The sequence below is a fragment of the Streptomyces sp. UNOC14_S4 genome (assembly GCF_020740835.1).
Taxonomy (GTDB): domain Bacteria; phylum Actinomycetota; class Actinomycetes; order Streptomycetales; family Streptomycetaceae; genus Streptomyces.
Map to the genome: position 1 here is coordinate 11,009 of NZ_JAINFC010000027.1, position 18,533 is coordinate 29,541.

Genomic DNA, 18,533 nt, shown 5'->3' on the forward strand with positions numbered 1-18,533 from the left:
CGCATTGCCCTGGAAGCCGTTCCGTGAATAAGGCCCATAGGAAAACTAGGGGTCCGTAGGGGGTTTGAAGGGGTATCTGGGGGACCCGCCCTGTGCAAGGCTGGCGCACAGTCTTGATTTATGTCTGCAGGGTTATGGGGCGCGCGATGATGAGTGAGTCCGAGGATTTCACGCCCGAGAGCACCGGAATGCGGGACGACGGTCCCGGCGCGGTGCCGTCGTGGCGGGCCAGGCTCGCTGACCTGCCCGAGGACGGGCGTGCCGAGGCGATCCTGGAATGGGTCGGCGAACTGGTCACGGCCGCGCAGCGGGACACCGCTCCCGGCCCCTTCGACCCGCACCGCCCCTTCCAGGACCTGGGCTTCGACTCGATCGCCGCGGTCAACCTGCACAGCAGGCTGACCGCCGCCACCGGGCTGCGGCTGCCGGTGACGCTCGCCTTCGACCACCCCACCCCCGCGCGGCTCGCCCATCACGTGCTGGCCGGGCTGGGCTTCGCCGACGCGCCCGGCGCGGCCGCGGAATCCGCCGCTGCCGCCTCCTCCTTCGACGACGGCGAGCCCGTCGTCATCGTCGGAATGAGCTGCCGCTTTCCCGGCGACGTGCGCTCCCCTGAAGAACTCTGGGAAATAGTCGCCGACGGCCGGGACGCCATATCCGAATTCCCCGCGGGCCGCGGCTGGGATATCGCGGGCCTTTACGACCCCGACCCGGAGCGGGCAGGCACCTCCTACACCCGCGAAGGCGGATTCCTGTACGACGCCGCCGACTTCGACCCGGCGTTCTTCGGCATCTCGCCGCGCGAGGCCCTCGCCATGGACCCGCAGCAGCGCCTGCTGCTGGAGACGTCCTGGGAGGCCTTCGAGCGCGCGGGCATCGACCCGGCCACGCTCCGCGGCGGCCGTACCGGCGTGTTCGTCGGCGCCGAGCAGCAGGACTACGGCCCGCGCCTGCACGAGGCCGAAGAGGGCTTCGAGGGCTACCTGGTGACCGGCAACGCCGCCAGCGTCGCCTCCGGCCGCATCGCCTACACCTTCGGCTTCGAAGGCCCCACCGTCACTGTCGACACCGCGTGCTCCTCCTCGCTGGTGGCCCTGCACCTGGCCGTCCAGGCCCTGCGCACCGGCGAGTGCACGATCGCCCTGGCCGGCGGCGCCGCCGTCATGGCCAACCCCGGCTCGTTCATCGCCTTCAGCCGCCAGCGCGGCCTGGCCCCCGACGGCCGCTGCAAGCCGTTCGCCGCCGCCGCCGACGGCACCGCCTGGGGCGAGGGCGTCGGCATGCTCCTCGTCGAGCGCCTCTCCGACGCCCGCAGGAACGGCCACCAGGTCCTCGCGGTCGTCCGCTCCACCGCCATCAACCAGGACGGCGCCAGCAACGGCCTCACGGCCCCCAGCGGCCCCGCCCAGCAGCGCGTCATCCGCCAGGCCCTCGCCAACGCCGGGCTGACGTCCGCCGACGTCGACGCGGTCGAGGCACACGGCACCGGCACCACCCTGGGCGACCCGATCGAGGCCCAGGCCCTGCTCGCCACCTACGGCCAGGACCGGCCCGAGGGACAGCCGCTGTGGCTCGGCTCGCTCAAGTCCAACATCGGCCACACCCAGGCCGCCGCCGGTGTCGGCGGCATCATCAAGATGGTCATGGCGATGCGGCACGAGACGCTGCCGCGCACCCTGCACGTCGACGCGCCCACCCCGCACGTCGACTGGTCGGCCGGTGACGTCGAGCTGCTGACCGAGGCCCGCGACTGGCCGCGGACCGAGGAGCGGGTCCGCCGTGCCGGTGTCTCCTCGTTCGGCATGAGCGGCACCAACGCCCACGCCATCATCGAACAGCCGCCGTCGGAGCCCGCCGAGGCCACCGAGGCCACCGACGAGCCCACGGGACACGTCCCCGCCGAGGCCGCAGAGGCCGCTGAGGAGCCCGCGGAGCGCCGCCCCGGCGCTCTGCCCTGGACACTGTCGGCCAAGACCGGGGCCGCGCTGCGCGAGCAGGCCGAGCGGCTCCACGCGCGCCTGGAGGCCGACCCGGAGCTCGCCCTCACCGACATCGGCCACTCCCTGGCCACCACCCGCGCCGTCTTCGAGCACCGCGCCGTGCTCGTCGCCGACGACCGTACGGGCTTCCAGGACGCGCTGCGCGCCCTCGCGGCCGGCGGCCACTCCCCGGCCGTGGTCCAGGGCACCCCGGCCGCCGGAAAGTTGGCGTTCCTGTTCACCGGACAGGGCAGCCAGCGGCTCGGCATGGGCCGCGAGCTCTACGAGACGTACCCCGTCTTCGCCGACGCCCTGGACGACGCCGCCTGGCACCTGGAGGAGCAGCTCGAACTCCCGCTGCTGGACGTCCTCTTCGCCGAGCCCGGCACCGCCGACGCCGACCTGCTCGACCGCACCGACTACACCCAGCCCGCGCTGTTCGCCGTCGAGGTCGCCCTCTACCGCCTGCTGGAGTCGTGGGGAGTGCGCCCCGACCTGCTCGCCGGCCACTCCATCGGCGAGCTGGCGGCCGCCCACGTCGCCGGGGTGCTGTCGCTGGAGGACGCCTGCGCGCTCGTGGCCGCCCGCGGCCGCCTGATGGCGGAACTGCCCGCCGGTGGCGCGATGGTGGCCGTCCAGGCGTCCGAGGAGGAGGTGCTGCCGCTGCTGGACGACCGCGACCGCGACCGCGTCGGCATCGCCGCCGTCAACGGGCCCGCCTCCGTGGTCGTCTCCGGCGACGAGGACGCGGTGAACGGGATCGCCGCCGCCCTCCGCGAGCAGGGCCGCAAGACCAAGGCGCTCACGGTCAGCCACGCCTTCCACTCGCCGCTCATGGACGGCATGCTCGACGAATTCCGGCGCGTGGCCCAGGCGCTGGAGTACGCGCCGCCGCGCATCCCCGTCGTCTCCACCGTCACCGGCCGGCCCGCCACGGCGGAGGAGCTGTGCTCGCCCGAGTACTGGGTGCGGCACGTACGCGACGCGGTGCGCTTCCTGGACGGCGTGCGCGCCCTCGCCGAGCGCGGCGCCACCACCTTCCTGGAGCTGGGCCCCGACGCCGTGCTCACGGCCATGGCCCAGGACTGCCTGCCCGACGCCGCCGACACGGCGTACGCCACCGTGCTGCGCGCCTCCCGCCCGGAGACCGAGACCCTGACGCTGGCCGTGGCCCGCGCGTACGTCCGCGGCAAGAAGGCCGACTGGAACGCCGCGTACGCCGGCACCGGTGCCCGCCGCGTCGACCTGCCCACCTACGCCTTCCAGCGCCAGTCGTACTGGATGGCCTCCCCGGCGGTCGGGACCGAGGCCGTGTCGCACGGTGTCGTCGACGAGCACTTCTGGGACGTGGTGGAGCGCGGCGACCTGAGCGCGCTCGCCGCCGAGCTCGACGTCGACCCCGAGCTGTCGCTGAGCGCCGCGCTGCCCGCCCTGTCCTCCTGGCGGCGGCAGCGCGCCGAGCGCGCCACGGTCGCGGGCTGGCGCTACCGCGCCCTCTGGAAGCCGCTGACCGACCGCTCCACCAACTCGGGCACGCTGAACGGCTCCTGGCTCGTCGTCACCCCGGAAGACGGAGGCCACGGCGAACTGGCCGACGGCATCGTCCGGATGCTCGCCGGGCGGGGCGCCCAGGCCACCCTGGTCGAGCAGCGCGACGAGGACGACCGCGCGAGCGTGGCCGAACGGCTGCGTACGGCGGCCGGGGACGGCCCGGTGGCGGGCGTGCTGCTGCTGCCGGGCGTCGGTGTGGAACAGTCCGGCGGTGAGGCCGGGCTGCTGCGTACGGTCGTGCTGGCACAGGCGGCGGGCGACGCGGGCGTCGAGGCGCCGCTGTGGGTGCTGACCCGCGGCGCGGTGTCCGTCGGCCGGTCGGACGCGCCGGTGGACCCGGCGGCGGCCCTGGTGTGGGGCCTGGGCCGGGTGGCGGCCCTGGAGCTCCCCGAGCGGTGGGGCGGCCTGGTCGACCTGCCGGAGACGCTGGACGACCGCGTACTGGCCCGGCTGGCCGGAGTGCTGGGCGGCACCGGTACGGGCGTCGGCACGACGGGCGCCGAGGATCAGGTCGCGATCCGCGCGTCGGGCGTGTTCGGGCGTCGGCTGGCACGGGCCGCCGTTCCTGCCACTGTTCCCGCCACGACCGGTGACGACTGGACGCCGGGCACCGGCTCGGTGCTGGTCACGGGCGGTACGGGCGCGCTGGGCGCGCACGTGGCCCGCTGGCTGGCCGCGCGGGGCGCCGAGCACCTGGTGCTCGTGAGCCGCCGCGGTACGGATGCGCCCGGTGCGGCGGAACTGCGTGACGAGCTGACCGCGGGCGGCGTGCGGGTCACCGTCGCCGCGTGCGACGTGGCCGACCGCGACGCGCTGTCCGAGCTGCTGGCGGGCCTGCCCGCCGAACTGCCGCTGACGGCCGTGGTGCACGCGGCCGGTGTGCTGGACGACGGCGTGCTGGACGCGCTGGACGCCGAGCGGGTGGCACGGGTGCTGCGCGCGAAGACCGTCCCGGCGTGGAATCTGCACGAGCTGACGCGGGATCTGGACTTGTCGGCGTTCGTGCTCTTCTCCTCGATCGCCGGTTCGGTGGGCGCGGCGGGCCAGGGTAACTACGCGGCTGCCAACGCCTACTTGGACGCGCTGGCGGAGCGTCGCCGGGCAGAGGGTCTGCCTGCGACGTCCGTCGCGTGGGGTCCGTGGGCCGAGGGCGGTATGGCTTCCGACGGGGCGCTGGAGCAGCGCATGCGCCGCGAGGGCATGCCCCCGATGGCACCCGAGCCCGCGATCGCCGCACTGCAGCAGGCCCTCGACCTGGACGAGACCACGCTCACGGTCGCGGACATCGACTGGGAGCGCTTCACCCGGACCCTCACCGCGGTCCGGCCCAGCCCGCTCCTCACGGACCTGGCCGAAGCCGACCGCGGCCCGGCCGGTGCCGGTGCCACGGGCGGCGCCCGTGTCGTCACCGACGCCGATGTGACGTCCCCCCTGGGCGAGCGGCTGACCGGTCTCTCCCCGGCCGAGCAGGACCGGGCGCTCCTGAACCTGGTGCGTACGCAGGTCGCCGAGGTGCTGGGGCACAGTGGCGCCGACGCGGTCGAGGCCGGCCGCGCGTTCAAGGAGCTGGGTTTCGACTCGCTCGCCGCGGTCGAGCTGCGCAACCGTCTGAACGCGGCGACGGGTCTGCGGCTCTCCTCGACGTTGGTCTACGACTACCCGGCGTCGGACGCGCTCGCCGCCTACCTGCGTACCGAGTTGCTGGGCAATCTCGACTCGGTGTCGGGTGCCGCCGCGGTGGCGCCGTCGGTTGCGGTGGATGACGATCCGATCGCGATCGTGGCGATGAGTTGCCGTTTCCCGGGTGGGGTGCGTTCGCCCGAGGGGTTGTGGGCGTTGCTGACGTCTGGTCAGGATGCGGTGGGGGAGTTCCCGGCGGATCGTGGCTGGGACTTGGAGTCGCTGTTCCATCCGGACCCGGATCATGCGGGGACGACGTACACGCGTGAGGGTGGTTTCGTCTACGACGTCGCGGATTTCGACGCGGCGTTCTTCGGGATCTCGCCGCGTGAGGCGCTGGCGATGGACCCGCAGCAGCGGTTGCTGCTGGAGACGTCGTGGGAGGCGTTCGAGCGCGCCGGGATCGACCCGGTCGCGCTGCGCGGTCAGCAGGTCGGCGTCTTCGCGGGCACCAACGGCCAGGACTACGTCGATCTGGTCTCCACCCCGCCCCAGGGGCTCGAAGGCCACCTGAGCACGGGCAACTTGGCAAGCGTGGTCTCGGGCCGGGTGTCGTACACCTTCGGTCTCGAAGGCCCGGCGGTGACCGTCGACACGGCGTGCTCGTCGTCGCTGGTCGCCCTGCACCTGGCGGTCCAGGCGCTGCGCAACGGTGAGTGCTCGCTGGCCCTGGCCGGTGGTGTGACGGTGATGTCCACCCCCGAAGCGTTCGTCGACTTCAGCCGCCAGCGCGGTCTGGCCACGGACGGCCGTATCAAGGCGTTCGCGGCCGGGGCGGACGGTACGGGCTGGGGTGAGGGTGTCGGCATGCTGCTCGTGGAGCGGCTGTCGGACGCGCGCAAGAACGGTCACCCGGTGCTGGCGGTCGTGCGGGGTTCGGCGATCAACCAGGATGGTGCGAGCAATGGTCTGACGGCGCCGAACGGTCCGTCGCAGCAGCGGGTGATCCGGCAGGCCCTGGCCAGTGCCGGTCTGTCGGCTGCCGAGGTCGACGCGGTCGAGGCGCACGGCACGGGTACCACTCTGGGTGACCCGATCGAGGCGCAGGCGCTGCTGGCCACGTACGGCCAGGAGCGGGACGCGGACCAGCCGCTGTGGCTCGGATCGGTGAAGTCGAACATTGGCCACACGCAGGCCGCCGCCGGTGTCGCGGGCATCATCAAGATGGTGCTCGCCATACGGCACGGTGTGCTGCCGCGCACGCTGCACGTGGACGCGCCGACGCCGCACGTGGACTGGTCGGCGGGCGCGGTCTCGCTGCTGACCGAGTCGGTGGAGTGGCCGGAGACCGGCCGTCCGCGCCGCGCGGGTGTGTCGTCCTTCGGCCTCAGTGGCACCAACGCCCACACGATCATCGAGCAGGCCCCGGCTGACGAGGAGTCGGTCGAGACGGCGTCGGTCGAGGGGCTTCCGGGTGCGGAGCACGCGGCGCCGCTGTGGACGCTGTCCGCCAAGGGCACCGGCGCTCTGCGCTCCCAGGCCGCCCGACTGGCCGACCACCTCCGAGCCGATCCCGAGCTGGATGCCGCAGACCTCGCCTTCTCCCTCGCCACCGGCCGTGCCGCGCTGGAGGACCGCGCGGTGGTGACGGCGGGTGACCGGGATGAACTGCTTGCCGGGCTGGAGGCGTTGGCGCGTGGTGCGTCGGTGGCGGGTCTGGTTCAGGGGTCGGTCGTCGAGGGCAAGGTGGCGTTCCTGTTCACGGGGCAGGGGAGCCAGCGGCTTGGGATGGGGCGTGAGCTGTATGACGCGTTCCCGGTGTTCGCGGATGCCCTGGACGCGGTCTGCGCGCACTTCGACGCGCATCTTGAGCGTCCGTTGAAGGACGTGGTGTTCGGCGAGGACGCCGGGCTGCTGGACCAGACCGGTTTCACGCAGCCCGCGCTGTTCGCGATCGAGGTGGCGCTGTTCCGTCTCGTCGAGGCGTGGGGTATCGCGCCGGACTTCCTCTCCGGTCATTCGATCGGTGAGCTGGCTGCTGCGCATGTGGCTGGTGTGCTGTCGCTGGCGGATGCTTCGAAGCTGGTGGCGGCTCGTGGTCGTCTGATGCAGGCGCTTCCGGCCGGTGGCGCGATGATCGCGGTGCAGGCGTCGGAGGACGAAGTCCTGCCGCTGCTGACCGACGGCGTCAGCATCGCCGCTCTCAACGGCCCGCAGTCGGTGGTGATTGCCGGTGACGAGGACGCGGCCGTGGCGATCGCGGCCGGTTTTGAGGTGCAGGGTCGTAAGACGAAGCGTCTGACGGTCTCTCATGCGTTCCACTCGCCGCGTATGGACGGCATGTTGGAGGACTTCCGTGCGGTGGCGGAGACGCTGTCGTACGAGGCCCCGCGTATCCCGATCGTCTCGAACCTCACGGGTGCTCTGGTCTCCGCGGAGGAGATCACTACGGCTGACTTCTGGGTCCGTCACGTCCGTGAAGCCGTGCGTTTCGTGGACGGTGTGCGCACCCTGGAGGCCGAGGGCGTCACCACGTTCGTCGAGCTGGGTCCGGACGGCGTGCTCACCGCCATGGCGCAGGACTGCGTCACCGGCGCCGAGGCCGCGTTCGTGGCCGGCCTGCGCAAGGGCCGCCCGGAGACGGAAGCGCTGGCCCTCTTCGTCGCCCGACTGTACGTGCAGGGTGTGACGCCGGACTGGGCCGCGTACTACGCGGGCACCGGCGCCCGTCGCGTCGACCTGCCGACGTACGCCTTCCAGCGCGAGCGCTTCTGGCTCTCGGAAGAGCCCGCTGCGGCTGTTCCCGAGGCCGTGTCGCGCGGTGTCGTCGACGAGCGTTTCTGGGACGTGGTGGAGCGCGGCGACCTGTCCGCTCTCGTGGCCGAACTCGACGTCGACCCCGATCTGTCGCTGGCCGACGTCCTGCCCGTCCTGTCCTCGTGGCGGCGACAGCAGCAGGACCGCGCGGTGGCGGACAGCTGGCGCTACCGGGCCCGCTGGAAGCCGGTGACCGAGCGGCTCACCGGTGTGCTGTCCGGCGTGTGGCTGGTTGTCGCCCCGGAGGGGGAGACCCTGTGGGCCGATGCGGTGGAGCGGGTGCTGTCCGATTCCGGTGCCGAGGCCCGGGTGATCGAGCTGGGCGCCGATGGTGACCGTGCTTCTGTGGCCGGGCGGTTGCTCGCCGAGGTCGGTGACGGACCGGTGGCGGGCGTGTTCTCGCTGCTGGCCGTCGGGGATGCGCGTACGGGGCTGCTGGGCAACGTCGCTCTGGTGCAGGCGCTGGGTGATGCCGGTGTCGATGCGCGGGTGTGGCTGGGCACGCGTGGTGCGGTGTCGGTAGGCCGTTCCGACGGTCTGGTCGATCCCGCGCAGGCGATGTCCTGGGGTCTGGGCCGGGTGGTGGCTCTGGAGCTTCCCGAGCGCTGGGGTGGTCTGGTCGATCTGCCGGAGATGGCGGACGGGCGGGCTTTGGCGCGGCTGGTCGGGTTGCTGTCCGGCCGGGCCGAGGATGAGGCGGCTGTTCGTGCGTCGGGTGTGTTCGGGCGTCGGCTGGTGTGGGCTTCCGCTCCTGCCACGACCGGCGACAGCTGGACGCCGGGCAGTGGCTCGGTCCTGGTGACAGGCGGTACGGGAGCACTCGGCGCCCATGTCGCCCGTTGGCTGGTGGGCAAGGGTGCCGAGCACTTGGTGCTGACGAGCCGTCGTGGTCTGGACGCGCCGGGTGCGGCCGAACTGTGTGACGAGCTCACCGCGTTGGGTGCTCGGGTCACGGTCGCCGCGTGCGACGTGGCCGACCGCGACGCGCTGTCCGAGCTGCTGGCGGGGCTTCCTGCCGAACTGCCGCTGACCGCTGTCGTCCACGCGGCCGGTGTGCTCGATGATGGCGTGCTGGACGCGCTCACCCCCGAGCGCTTCGCCACCGTCCTCCGCGCGAAGGTGGATGCGGCTGTCGCTCTGGACGAGCTGACGCGGGATCTGGACCTGTCGGCGTTCGTCCTCTTCTCCTCGATCGCCGGTTCGGTGGGCGCGGCGGGGCAGGGCAACTACGCGGCTGCCAACGCCTACTTGGACGCGCTCGCCGAGCGGCGTCGGGCCGAGGGGCTGCCCGCGACGTCGGTCGCGTGGGGTCCGTGGGCCGAGGGCGGTATGGCCGCCGACGAGGCGCTGGAGCAGCGCATGCGCCGCGACGGTGTCCCGCCGATGGCGCCCGAGTCGGCGATCGCCGCGCTCCAGCGCGTGCTGGACCTGGACGAGACCGCGGTCACGGTCGCGGACATCGACTGGGAGCGCTTCGCCCCCGGCTTCACCACTGTCCGGCCGAGCACGCTGCTGGCCGAGCTGACCCCCGCCCGTACGGAGCCCACCACCGCCGGGACTCCTCGTACGGCCGCCACCGGCGGCGGCACCCTGGCCGAGCGGCTGGCCGGACAGGCCGAGGTGGAGCGCGAGCAGGCTCTGCTGGAGCTGGTGCGTACGCAGGTCGCCGAGGTGCTGGGGCACAGTGGCGCCGACGCGGTCGAGGCCGGCCGCGCGTTCAAGGAGCTGGGTTTCGACTCGCTGACCGCGGTCGAGCTGCGCAACCGTCTGAACGCGGCGACGGGGCTGCGGCTCTCCTCGACACTGGTCTACGACTACCCGACCGCAGTCGCGCTCGCCGGTCACCTGCGCGCGGAGCTGTTGGGCGATCTCGACTCGGCGTCGGGCGCTGTCCCGGCCGTCCCGTCGGTTGCGGTGGATGACGATCCGATCGCTATCGTGGCGATGAGTTGCCGTTTCCCGGGTGGGGTGCGTTCGCCCGAGGGGTTGTGGGCGTTGCTGACGGCTGGTCAGGATGCGGTGGGGGAGTTCCCGGCGGATCGTGGCTGGGACTTGGAGTCGCTGTTCCATCCGGATCCGGATCATGCGGGGACGACGTACACGCGTGAGGGTGGTTTCGTCTACGACGTCGCGGATTTCGATGCGGCGTTCTTCGGGATCTCGCCGCGTGAGGCGCTGGCGATGGATCCGCAGCAGCGGCTGCTGCTGGAGACGTCGTGGGAGGCGTTCGAGCGGGCCGGGATCGACCCGGTCGCGCTGCGCGGTCAGCAGGTCGGCGTCTTCGCGGGCACCAACGGCCAGGACTACCTGTCGCTTCTGATGAAGGCGCCCGAGGGGCTTGAGGGCCACCTGGGTACGGGCAACGCCGCCAGCGTCGTCTCCGGTCGGCTCTCCTACACCTTCGGTCTCGAAGGCCCGGCGGTCACGGTCGACACGGCGTGCTCGTCGTCGCTGGTCGCCCTGCACCTGGCGATTCAGGCGCTGCGACAGGGCGAGTGCTCGCTGGCACTGGCCGGTGGCGTGACGGTGATGTCCACCCCCGAGAACTTCATCGACTTCAGCCGCCAGCGCGGCCTGGCCGCCGATGGCCGTATCAAGGCGTTCGCGGCCGGGGCGGACGGTACGGGCTGGGGCGAAGGCGTCGGCATGCTGCTCGTGGAGCGGCTGTCGGATGCTCAGCGCAACGGTCACCCGGTGCTGGCGGTCGTCCGTGGCTCGGCGGTCAACCAGGACGGTGCGAGCAATGGTCTGACGGCGCCGAACGGTCCGTCGCAGCAGCGGGTCATCCGTCAGGCCCTGGCCAGTGCCGGCCTGTCGGCCGCCGAGGTCGACGCGGTCGAGGCGCACGGCACGGGCACCACTCTGGGCGACCCGATCGAGGCGCAGGCGCTGCTGGCCACGTACGGCCAGGAGCGCGACAGCGGCCAGCCGCTGTACCTGGGCTCCATCAAGTCCAACATCGGTCACACGCAGGCCGCGGCGGGCGTCGCGGGTGTCATCAAGATGGTCATGGCGATGCGCCACGGCGTGCTGCCCATGACCCTGCACGTGGACGCGCCGACCCCGCACGTCGACTGGTCGGCCGGAGAGATCGCGCTGCTGACCGAAACCGTCGACTGGCCGGAGACCGGCCGTCCGCGTCGTGCGGGTGTGTCGGCCTTCGGTATCAGTGGTACCAACGCGCACACGATCATCGAGCAGGCGCCCGTCGCCGAGGGCGACGCTCCGGAGGCGGCGACGTCGGCCGCCCCGCCGCAGCTCGTCCTGTCCGCCAAGAGCGCCGAGGCACTGGCCGAACAGGCTGCCCAGGTCCGCTCGTTCATCGAGGAGCAGCCCGAGACGCAGCTGCTCGACCTCGCCCACTCGCTGGCCACCGGCCGTGCCGCGCTGGAGCGGCGCGCGGTGGTGACGGCGGGGGGCCGGGATGAACTGCTTGCCGGTCTTGAGGCGTTGGCGCGTGGTGCGTCGGCGGTGGGTCTGGTTGAGGGTTCGGTCGTCGAGGGCAAGGTGGCGTTCCTGTTCACGGGGCAGGGCAGCCAGCGGCTTGGGATGGGGCGTGAGCTGTATGGCGCGTTCCCGGTGTTCGCGGATGCCTTGGACGCGGTCTGTGCGCACTTCGACGCGCATCTTGAGCGTCCGCTGAAGGATGTGGTGTTCGGCGAGGACGCGGCGGAGCTGGACCAGACCGGCTTTACGCAGCCCGCCCTCTTCGCGGTTGAGGTCGCCCTGTTCCGTCTCGTCGAGGCGTGGGGCGTCAAGGCTGACTTCCTCTCCGGTCACTCGATCGGTGAGCTTGCTGCCGCGCACGTCGCCGGTGTGCTGTCGCTGGAGGACGCGTGCACGCTGGTGGCGGCTCGTGGCCGCCTGATGCAGGCCCTGCCGACCGGTGGCGCCATGATCGCCGTCCAGGCGTCGGAGGACGAGGTTCTTCCGCTGCTGGCCGACGGCGTGAGCATCGCCGCTCTCAACGGTCCGCAGTCCGTGGTGATCGCCGGTGACGAGGACGCGGCCGTCGAGATCGCCGCGACGTTCGAGCAGCAGGGCCGCAAGACCAAGCGCCTGACGGTGAGTCACGCCTTCCACTCGCCCCGTATGGACGCGATGCTGGACGACTTCCGCGCTGTCGCCGAGACGCTGTCGTACGAGGCCCCCCGCGTCCCGATCGTCTCCAACCTCACCGGCTCCCTCGTCTCCGCCGAGGAGATCACCGACCCCGACTTCTGGGTCCGGCACGTCCGCGAGGCCGTCCGCTTCCTCGACGGCGTCCGCGCCCTCGAAGAGCACGGCGTCACCACCTTCGTCGAGCTCGGCCCCGACGGCGTGCTCACCGCCATGGCGCAGGACTCCGTCACCGGCGACGACCCGGCGTTCGTCTCCGCGCTCCGCAAGGGCCGTCCCGAGGCGGAAGCGCTGGCGCAGGCCGTCGCCCGGCTGCACGTCCGTGGTGTGACGCCGGACTGGGCCGCGTACTACGCGTCCACCGGCGCCCGCCGGATCGAACCGGCCCTGCTGCCGACGTATCCCTTCCAGGGACAGCGTTACTGGCCCGCCGCCACCCTCACGGCCGGGGACCCCGAGGCGATCGGGCTGGGCGGAACGGACCACCCGCTGCTGGGCGCGGCGGTGCCGCTGGCGGACGCCGACGGCTTCCTGTTCACCGCGCTGCTGGCCACCCGTACGCACCCGTGGCTGGCCGATCACGCCGTCATGGACACCGTGCTGCTGCCAGGCACCGCCTTCGTCGAACTGGCGCTGCACGCCGGTGCCCAGGTCGGCTGCGAGCGGCTGGACGAGCTGACGCTGGAGTCGCCGCTGGTCCTGCCGGAGCGGGTCGCGGTGCAGCTCCAGCTCGTCGTGGGCGGCCCGGACGAGTCCGGCCGCCGCTCCTTCAGCCTGCACTCGCGCCGCCAGGACGCGCTCGCGACCGAGCCGTGGACCCGGCACGCCACCGGTGTGCTGGCTACGCCCGCCGCCGCGACCGCGCCCGCCGACCTCGCCGTGTGGCCGCCGCAGGGCGCCTCCGCGATCTCCGTCGACGGCCTCTACGAGGAACTGGCCGGGGCGGGTCTCGGCTACGGGCCGGTGTTCCAGGGGCTCACGAGCGCCTGGCGGCTCGGCGCCGACCTCTTCGCCGAGGTCGTGCTGCCGACGGCCGAGGAGACCCCGGGCGTCCGGGGCGCGGAGGCGGACCGGTTCGGTCTGCACCCCGCACTGCTCGACGCCGCCCTGCACGTCATCGGGCTGGACAGCCCGGACCGCGAGGCCGCGCTGGCCGAAGGCGCGCTGCTGCCCTTCGCGTGGAACGGCGTACAGCTGCTGGCCGCCGGCGCGGGTACCCTCCGGGTGCGGCTGACCGAGCAGTCGGAGAACTCCGTGGCGCTGCTCGTGGCCGACGCCACCGGAGCGCCGGTCGCCACGGTCGAGTCGGTGGCGCTCCGCGCCGCCTCCGCCGAGCAGGTGCGCGCCGCCCGGAGCGGCCTGCACGAGTCGCTGTTCCGGCTCGACTGGTCCGCTGTCCCCGTGCCCGCGGTGGGCACCGCGACGGGCGACTGGGCCGTACTGGGCGCCGACACCGCCGAACTGGACGAGCTCAAGGCCGCGTTCGGGGCCGGAATCCGGCTGAACGCGTACCACGATCTGCCGGTGATGCTCACGGCCCTCGACGCCGGCGCCCCCGTACCGCACACCGTCCTCATCAGCGGCGGCGAGGCCGCCGCGGCCGGTGCCGCCGCCGTGCACGCCGCCACCCTGGGCACGCTCGACCTGCTGCGTTCCTGGCTGGGCGACGAGCGGCTGGCCGAGTCGCGGCTCGTGCTGCTGACGCGCGAGGCGGTGGAGACGAAGGCCGGAGCGGGCCTCGTCGACCTGCCGCGGGCCGCGGCGCGCGGGCTGTTCCGCTCCGCGCAGTCGGAGAACCCCGGCCGGCTGACGCTGCTCGACATGGACGGGCGGCCGTCCTCGTACCGCAACCTGCTCGCCGCGCTCGCCGTGGACGAGCCGGAGCTGGCGCTGCGTGACGGCGCGGCCCTGGCGCCGCGGCTGGCCCGGGTGCCGGTCGCGGACGAGGGCGAAGGGGTCCACGGGGCACCGGAGTTCGCGCCCGACGGCACCGTCCTGATCACCGGTGCCGGTGGCCAGCTGGGCGGTCTCTTCGCCCGGCACCTGGTGGCCGAGCACGGCGTACGGAACCTGCTGCTGGTGAGCCGCCGGGGTGCCGAGGCACCCGGCGCGGCGGAGCTGACGGCCGAACTCGCCGAAGCCGGCGCGTCGGTGACGTGGGCCTCGTGCGACGTCGCCGACCGCGACGCGCTCGCGGCGGTCCTCGCGGCAGTGCCGACGGAGCACCCGCTGACCGGCGTGGTGCACACCGCCGGTGTGCTGGACGACGGCGTCATCGGCTCGCTGACGCCGGAGCGCGTCGCGGGCGTGCTGCGCCCCAAGGTCGACGCGGCGCTCAACCTCCACGACCTGACCCGCGACCTGGACCTGGCCGCCTTCGTGCTGTTCTCCGGCGCGGCCGCCGCGTTCGGCGCCCCGGGACAGGCCGGCTACGCGGCCGCCAACGCCTTCCTGGAGGCCCTGGCCCAGCACAGGACCGCCCAGGGCCTGCCGGCGACCGCGCTGGCCTGGGGCCTGTGGGGCGGCCACGGCATGGCCGGGAAGCTGGAGAGCACCGACCTGCGGCGCATCGCCCGCGGCGGCGTCGCCCCGCTGGCCGAGGCGGAAGGGCTCGCGCTCTTCGACGCCGCCCGCGCGGACGGCGGCACCGTGCTCTTCCCGATGCGGCTCGACCACGCGGGCCTGCGCGCCGAGGCCAACGACACCGGCTCCGTACCGGCGCTGCTGCGCGGACTGGTACGGGTGCCGGTACGGCGCGCTGCCGTCGCGGCCGCGGCCGCCGACGGCTCCTCGCTGGCCCAGCGGCTGCGCGCGCTGCCGACGGCCGTCGAACAGGACGCCGCGCTGCTGGAGCTGGTGAGCGGCCGGGTGGCGGCTGTGCTCGGCTACGCGGGCCCGGAGGCCGTCGACGCCACGCGTGCCTTCAAGGAGCTGGGCTTCGACTCGCTCACCGCCGTCGAGCTGCGCAACGACCTCAAGACCGTCACCGGGCTGCGCCTTCCCGCGACCCTCGTCTTCGACTACCCGACGCCCGTCGCCCTCGCCGGGCACCTGCGGGACGAACTGCTGGACACCGCGTCGGCGGCCGCCGTCACCGCGCCCGTCGTCACGTCGGCGGCCCTCGTGCCGACCGACGACGACCCGATCGTGATCGTCGGCATGGGGTGCCGCTTCCCCGGCGGGGTGCGCACCCCCGAGGAGCTGTGGCGGCTCGTCGCCACCGGCGGCGACGGCATCTCGGGCATGCCCACCGACCGCGGCTGGGACCTGGACGCGCTCTACCACCCGGACCCCGACCACGCGGGCACGTCGTACACCCGTGAGGGCGGCTTCCTGCACGACGTCGCCGACTTCGACGCGGCGTTCTTCGGCATCTCGCCGCGTGAGGCCCTTGCCATGGACCCGCAGCAGCGCCTGCTGCTGGAGACGTCGTGGGAGGCGTTCGAGCGGGCGGGCATCGACCCGGCCACCCTGCGTGGCAGCAAGACCGGTGTCTTCGCGGGCGTCATGTACCACGACTACGTCACCGGCATGGACGGCATACCGGACGGCGTCGAGGGATACATCGGCACCGGCAACGCGGGCAGTATCGCCTCCGGCCGCGTGGCGTACACCTTCGGCCTCGAAGGCCCGGCGGTCACCATCGACACGGCGTGCTCGTCGTCGCTGGTCGCCCTGCACTGGGCGATCCAGGCGCTGCGCAACGGCGAGTGCTCGCTGGCCCTGGCCGGTGGTGTGGCGGTGATGGCGACCCCGGAGACCTTCATCGACTTCAGCCGCCAGCGCGGCCTGTCGACCGACGGCCGCTGCAAGTCCTTCGCGGGCGCGGCGGACGGTACGGGCTGGTCCGAGGGCGCGGGCATGCTGCTCGTCGAGCGGCTGTCGGACGCGCGCCGCAACGGCCACCCGGTGCTGGCGGTCGTGCGCGGCTCGGCGGTCAACCAGGACGGCGCGAGCAACGGCCTGACGGCTCCGAACGGACCCGCGCAGCAGCGCGTGATCCGCGCGGCGCTGGCCGGAGCCGGTCTGACGGCGGCCGACGTGGACCTGGTCGAGGCGCACGGTACGGGTACGACGCTGGGCGACCCGATCGAGGCCCAGGCGCTGCTGGCCACGTACGGCCGGGAGAAGTCGGCGGACCAGCCGCTGTGGCTGGGGTCGATCAAGTCCAACATCGGACACACGCAGGCCGCCGCCGGTGTCGCCGGGATCATCAAGGTGGTCATGGCGATGCGGCACGGCGTGCTCCCGCGGACCCTGCACGTCGACGAGCCCTCGCCGAAGATCGACTGGGAGGCGGGCGCGGTCTCGCTGCTCACCGAGTCGGTGGAGTGGCCGGAGACGGGCCGTCCGCGTCGTGCGGGCGTGTCGTCCTTCGGTATCAGCGGCACCAACGCGCACACCATCATCGAGCAGGCCCCCGCCGAGGAACCGGCCGCGGACACGGCCGATGTCCCGCTTGTCCCGCTGCCGGTCGTGCCGTGGCCGCTCTCGGCCACCGGCCAGGGCGCCCTGCGCGACCAGGCCAGGCGCCTCCGCGACCAGCTGCTGTCCGGCGAGGACGGCATGGGCAGCGAGGACGGCACGGACGGCGAGGGCTTCGACGCGGTCGGCGTCGGTCACTCGCTGGCGACGGGCCGATCGGTCTTCGAAGAGCGCGCGGTGCTCGTCGCCCAGGACCGCGAGGGCTTCCTCCGGGGCCTGGAGGCGCTGGCGCGCGGTGAGTCGGCGGCGGGCGTTGTCGAGGGCTCGGTGGCCGGTGGTAGGACGGCGTTCCTGTTCACGGGTCAGGGGAGCCAGCGGCTGGGGATGGGCCGTGAGTTGTATGACGCGTTCCCGGTGTTCGCGGAGGCGTTCGATGCGGTGTGCGATGTGCTGGACGGGCATCTGGAGCGTCCGCTGAAGGCGGTTGTCTTCGGTGAGGATGCCGAGCTGCTGGACCAGACCGGTTTCACGCAGCCTGCGCTGTTCGCCGTCGAGGTGGCGCTGTTCCGTCTCGTCGAGGCGTGGGGCTTCAAGGCGGACTTCCTGTCGGGTCACTCGATTGGTGAGCTTGCTGCGGCGCATGTGGCCGGGGTGCTTTCCCTCGCTGATGCTTCGAAGTTGGTGGCGGCTCGTGGTCGTCTGATGCAGGAGCTTCCGGCCGGTGGCGCGATGATTGCCGTCCAGGCGTCGGAGGACGAGGTTCTGCCGCTGCTGACGGAGGGCGTCAGCATCGCGGCTCTCAACGGTCCGCAGTCGGTGGTGATTGCTGGTGATGAGGACGCGGCTGTTGCGATTGCCGCCGGTTTTGAGGCGCAGGGTCGTAAGACCAAGCGTCTGACGGTCTCTCACGCGTTCCACTCGCCGCGTATGGACGCGATGCTGGACGACTTCCGTGCGGTGGCCGAGGGCCTGTCGTACGAAGCTCCGCGTATCCCGATCGTCTCGAACCTGACGGGTGCTCTGGTCTCCGCGGAGGAGATCACTTCGGCCGACTTCTGGGTCCGTCACGTCCGCGAGGCCGTGCGCTTCCTCGACGGCATCCGCGCTCTCGAAGAGCACGGCGTCACCACCTTCGTCGAGCTCGGCCCCGACGGTGTCCTGACCGCCATGGCGCAGGACTGCGTCACCGGCGACGACCCGGCCTTCGTCTCCGCCCTCCGCAAGGGCCGCCCGGAAGCCGAGACGGCGGTTGGCGCGCTCGCGCGGCTGTTCGTTCGGGGCACGGCCCCGGACTGGGCGGCGTTCTTCGCCGGTACGGGCGCGCGCCGCGTGGACCTGCCGACGTACGCCTTCCAGCGGCAGCGCTACTGGCTGGACATGCGGCCCGCTGCTGCCGCCTCTGCCGCCTCTGCCTCGACGGACGGCACGGACCACTTCTGGGAGGCCGTGGAGCGCGAGGATCTCGCCTCGCTCGTCTCCACCCTGGGGGTGGAGGCCGAGGCCGAGGGCGCGTTGGAGGCGCTGCTTCCGGCGCTGTCCTCGTGGCGGCACCAGCAGGCCGAGCGGTCGACCGTGGACGGCTGGCGCTACCGGGCGTCCTGGAAGCCGGTGGCCGTCCCCGCGGCCGGTGTGCTGTCCGGCGTGTGGCTGGTTGTCGCCCCGGAAGGGGAGACCCTGTGGGCCGACGCCGTCGCACGGGTCTTCTCCGAGTCCGGTGCCGACGCCCGAGTGGTCCGGCCGGTTGCCGGGTGCGATCGCGTGGGCCTCGCCGAGCGGTTGCTCGCCGAGGTCGGTGACGGATCGGTGGCGGGTGTGTTCTCGCTGCTGGCCGTCGGGGATGCGCGTACGGGGCTGCTGAGCAACGTCGCCCTGGTGCAGGCACTCGGCGACGCCGAGGTCGATGCGCCGGTGTGGCTGGCTACGCGTGGTGCGGTGTCGGTGGGCCGTTCCGACGGTCTGGTCGATCCCGCGCAGGCGATGTCCTGGGGTCTGGGCCGGGTGGTGGCTCTGGAGCTTCCTGAG

Annotated in this window: 1 protein-coding gene; it reads left to right on the forward strand. The window is 72.9% G+C overall.

What is annotated here, in order from left to right:
* Nucleotides 1-134: 134 nt before the first annotated feature.
* Nucleotides 135-18,533 (forward strand): type I polyketide synthase (locus tag K6I34_RS04580; RefSeq protein ID WP_374230799.1); only part of this gene is annotated, 18,399 nt, incomplete at its 3' end.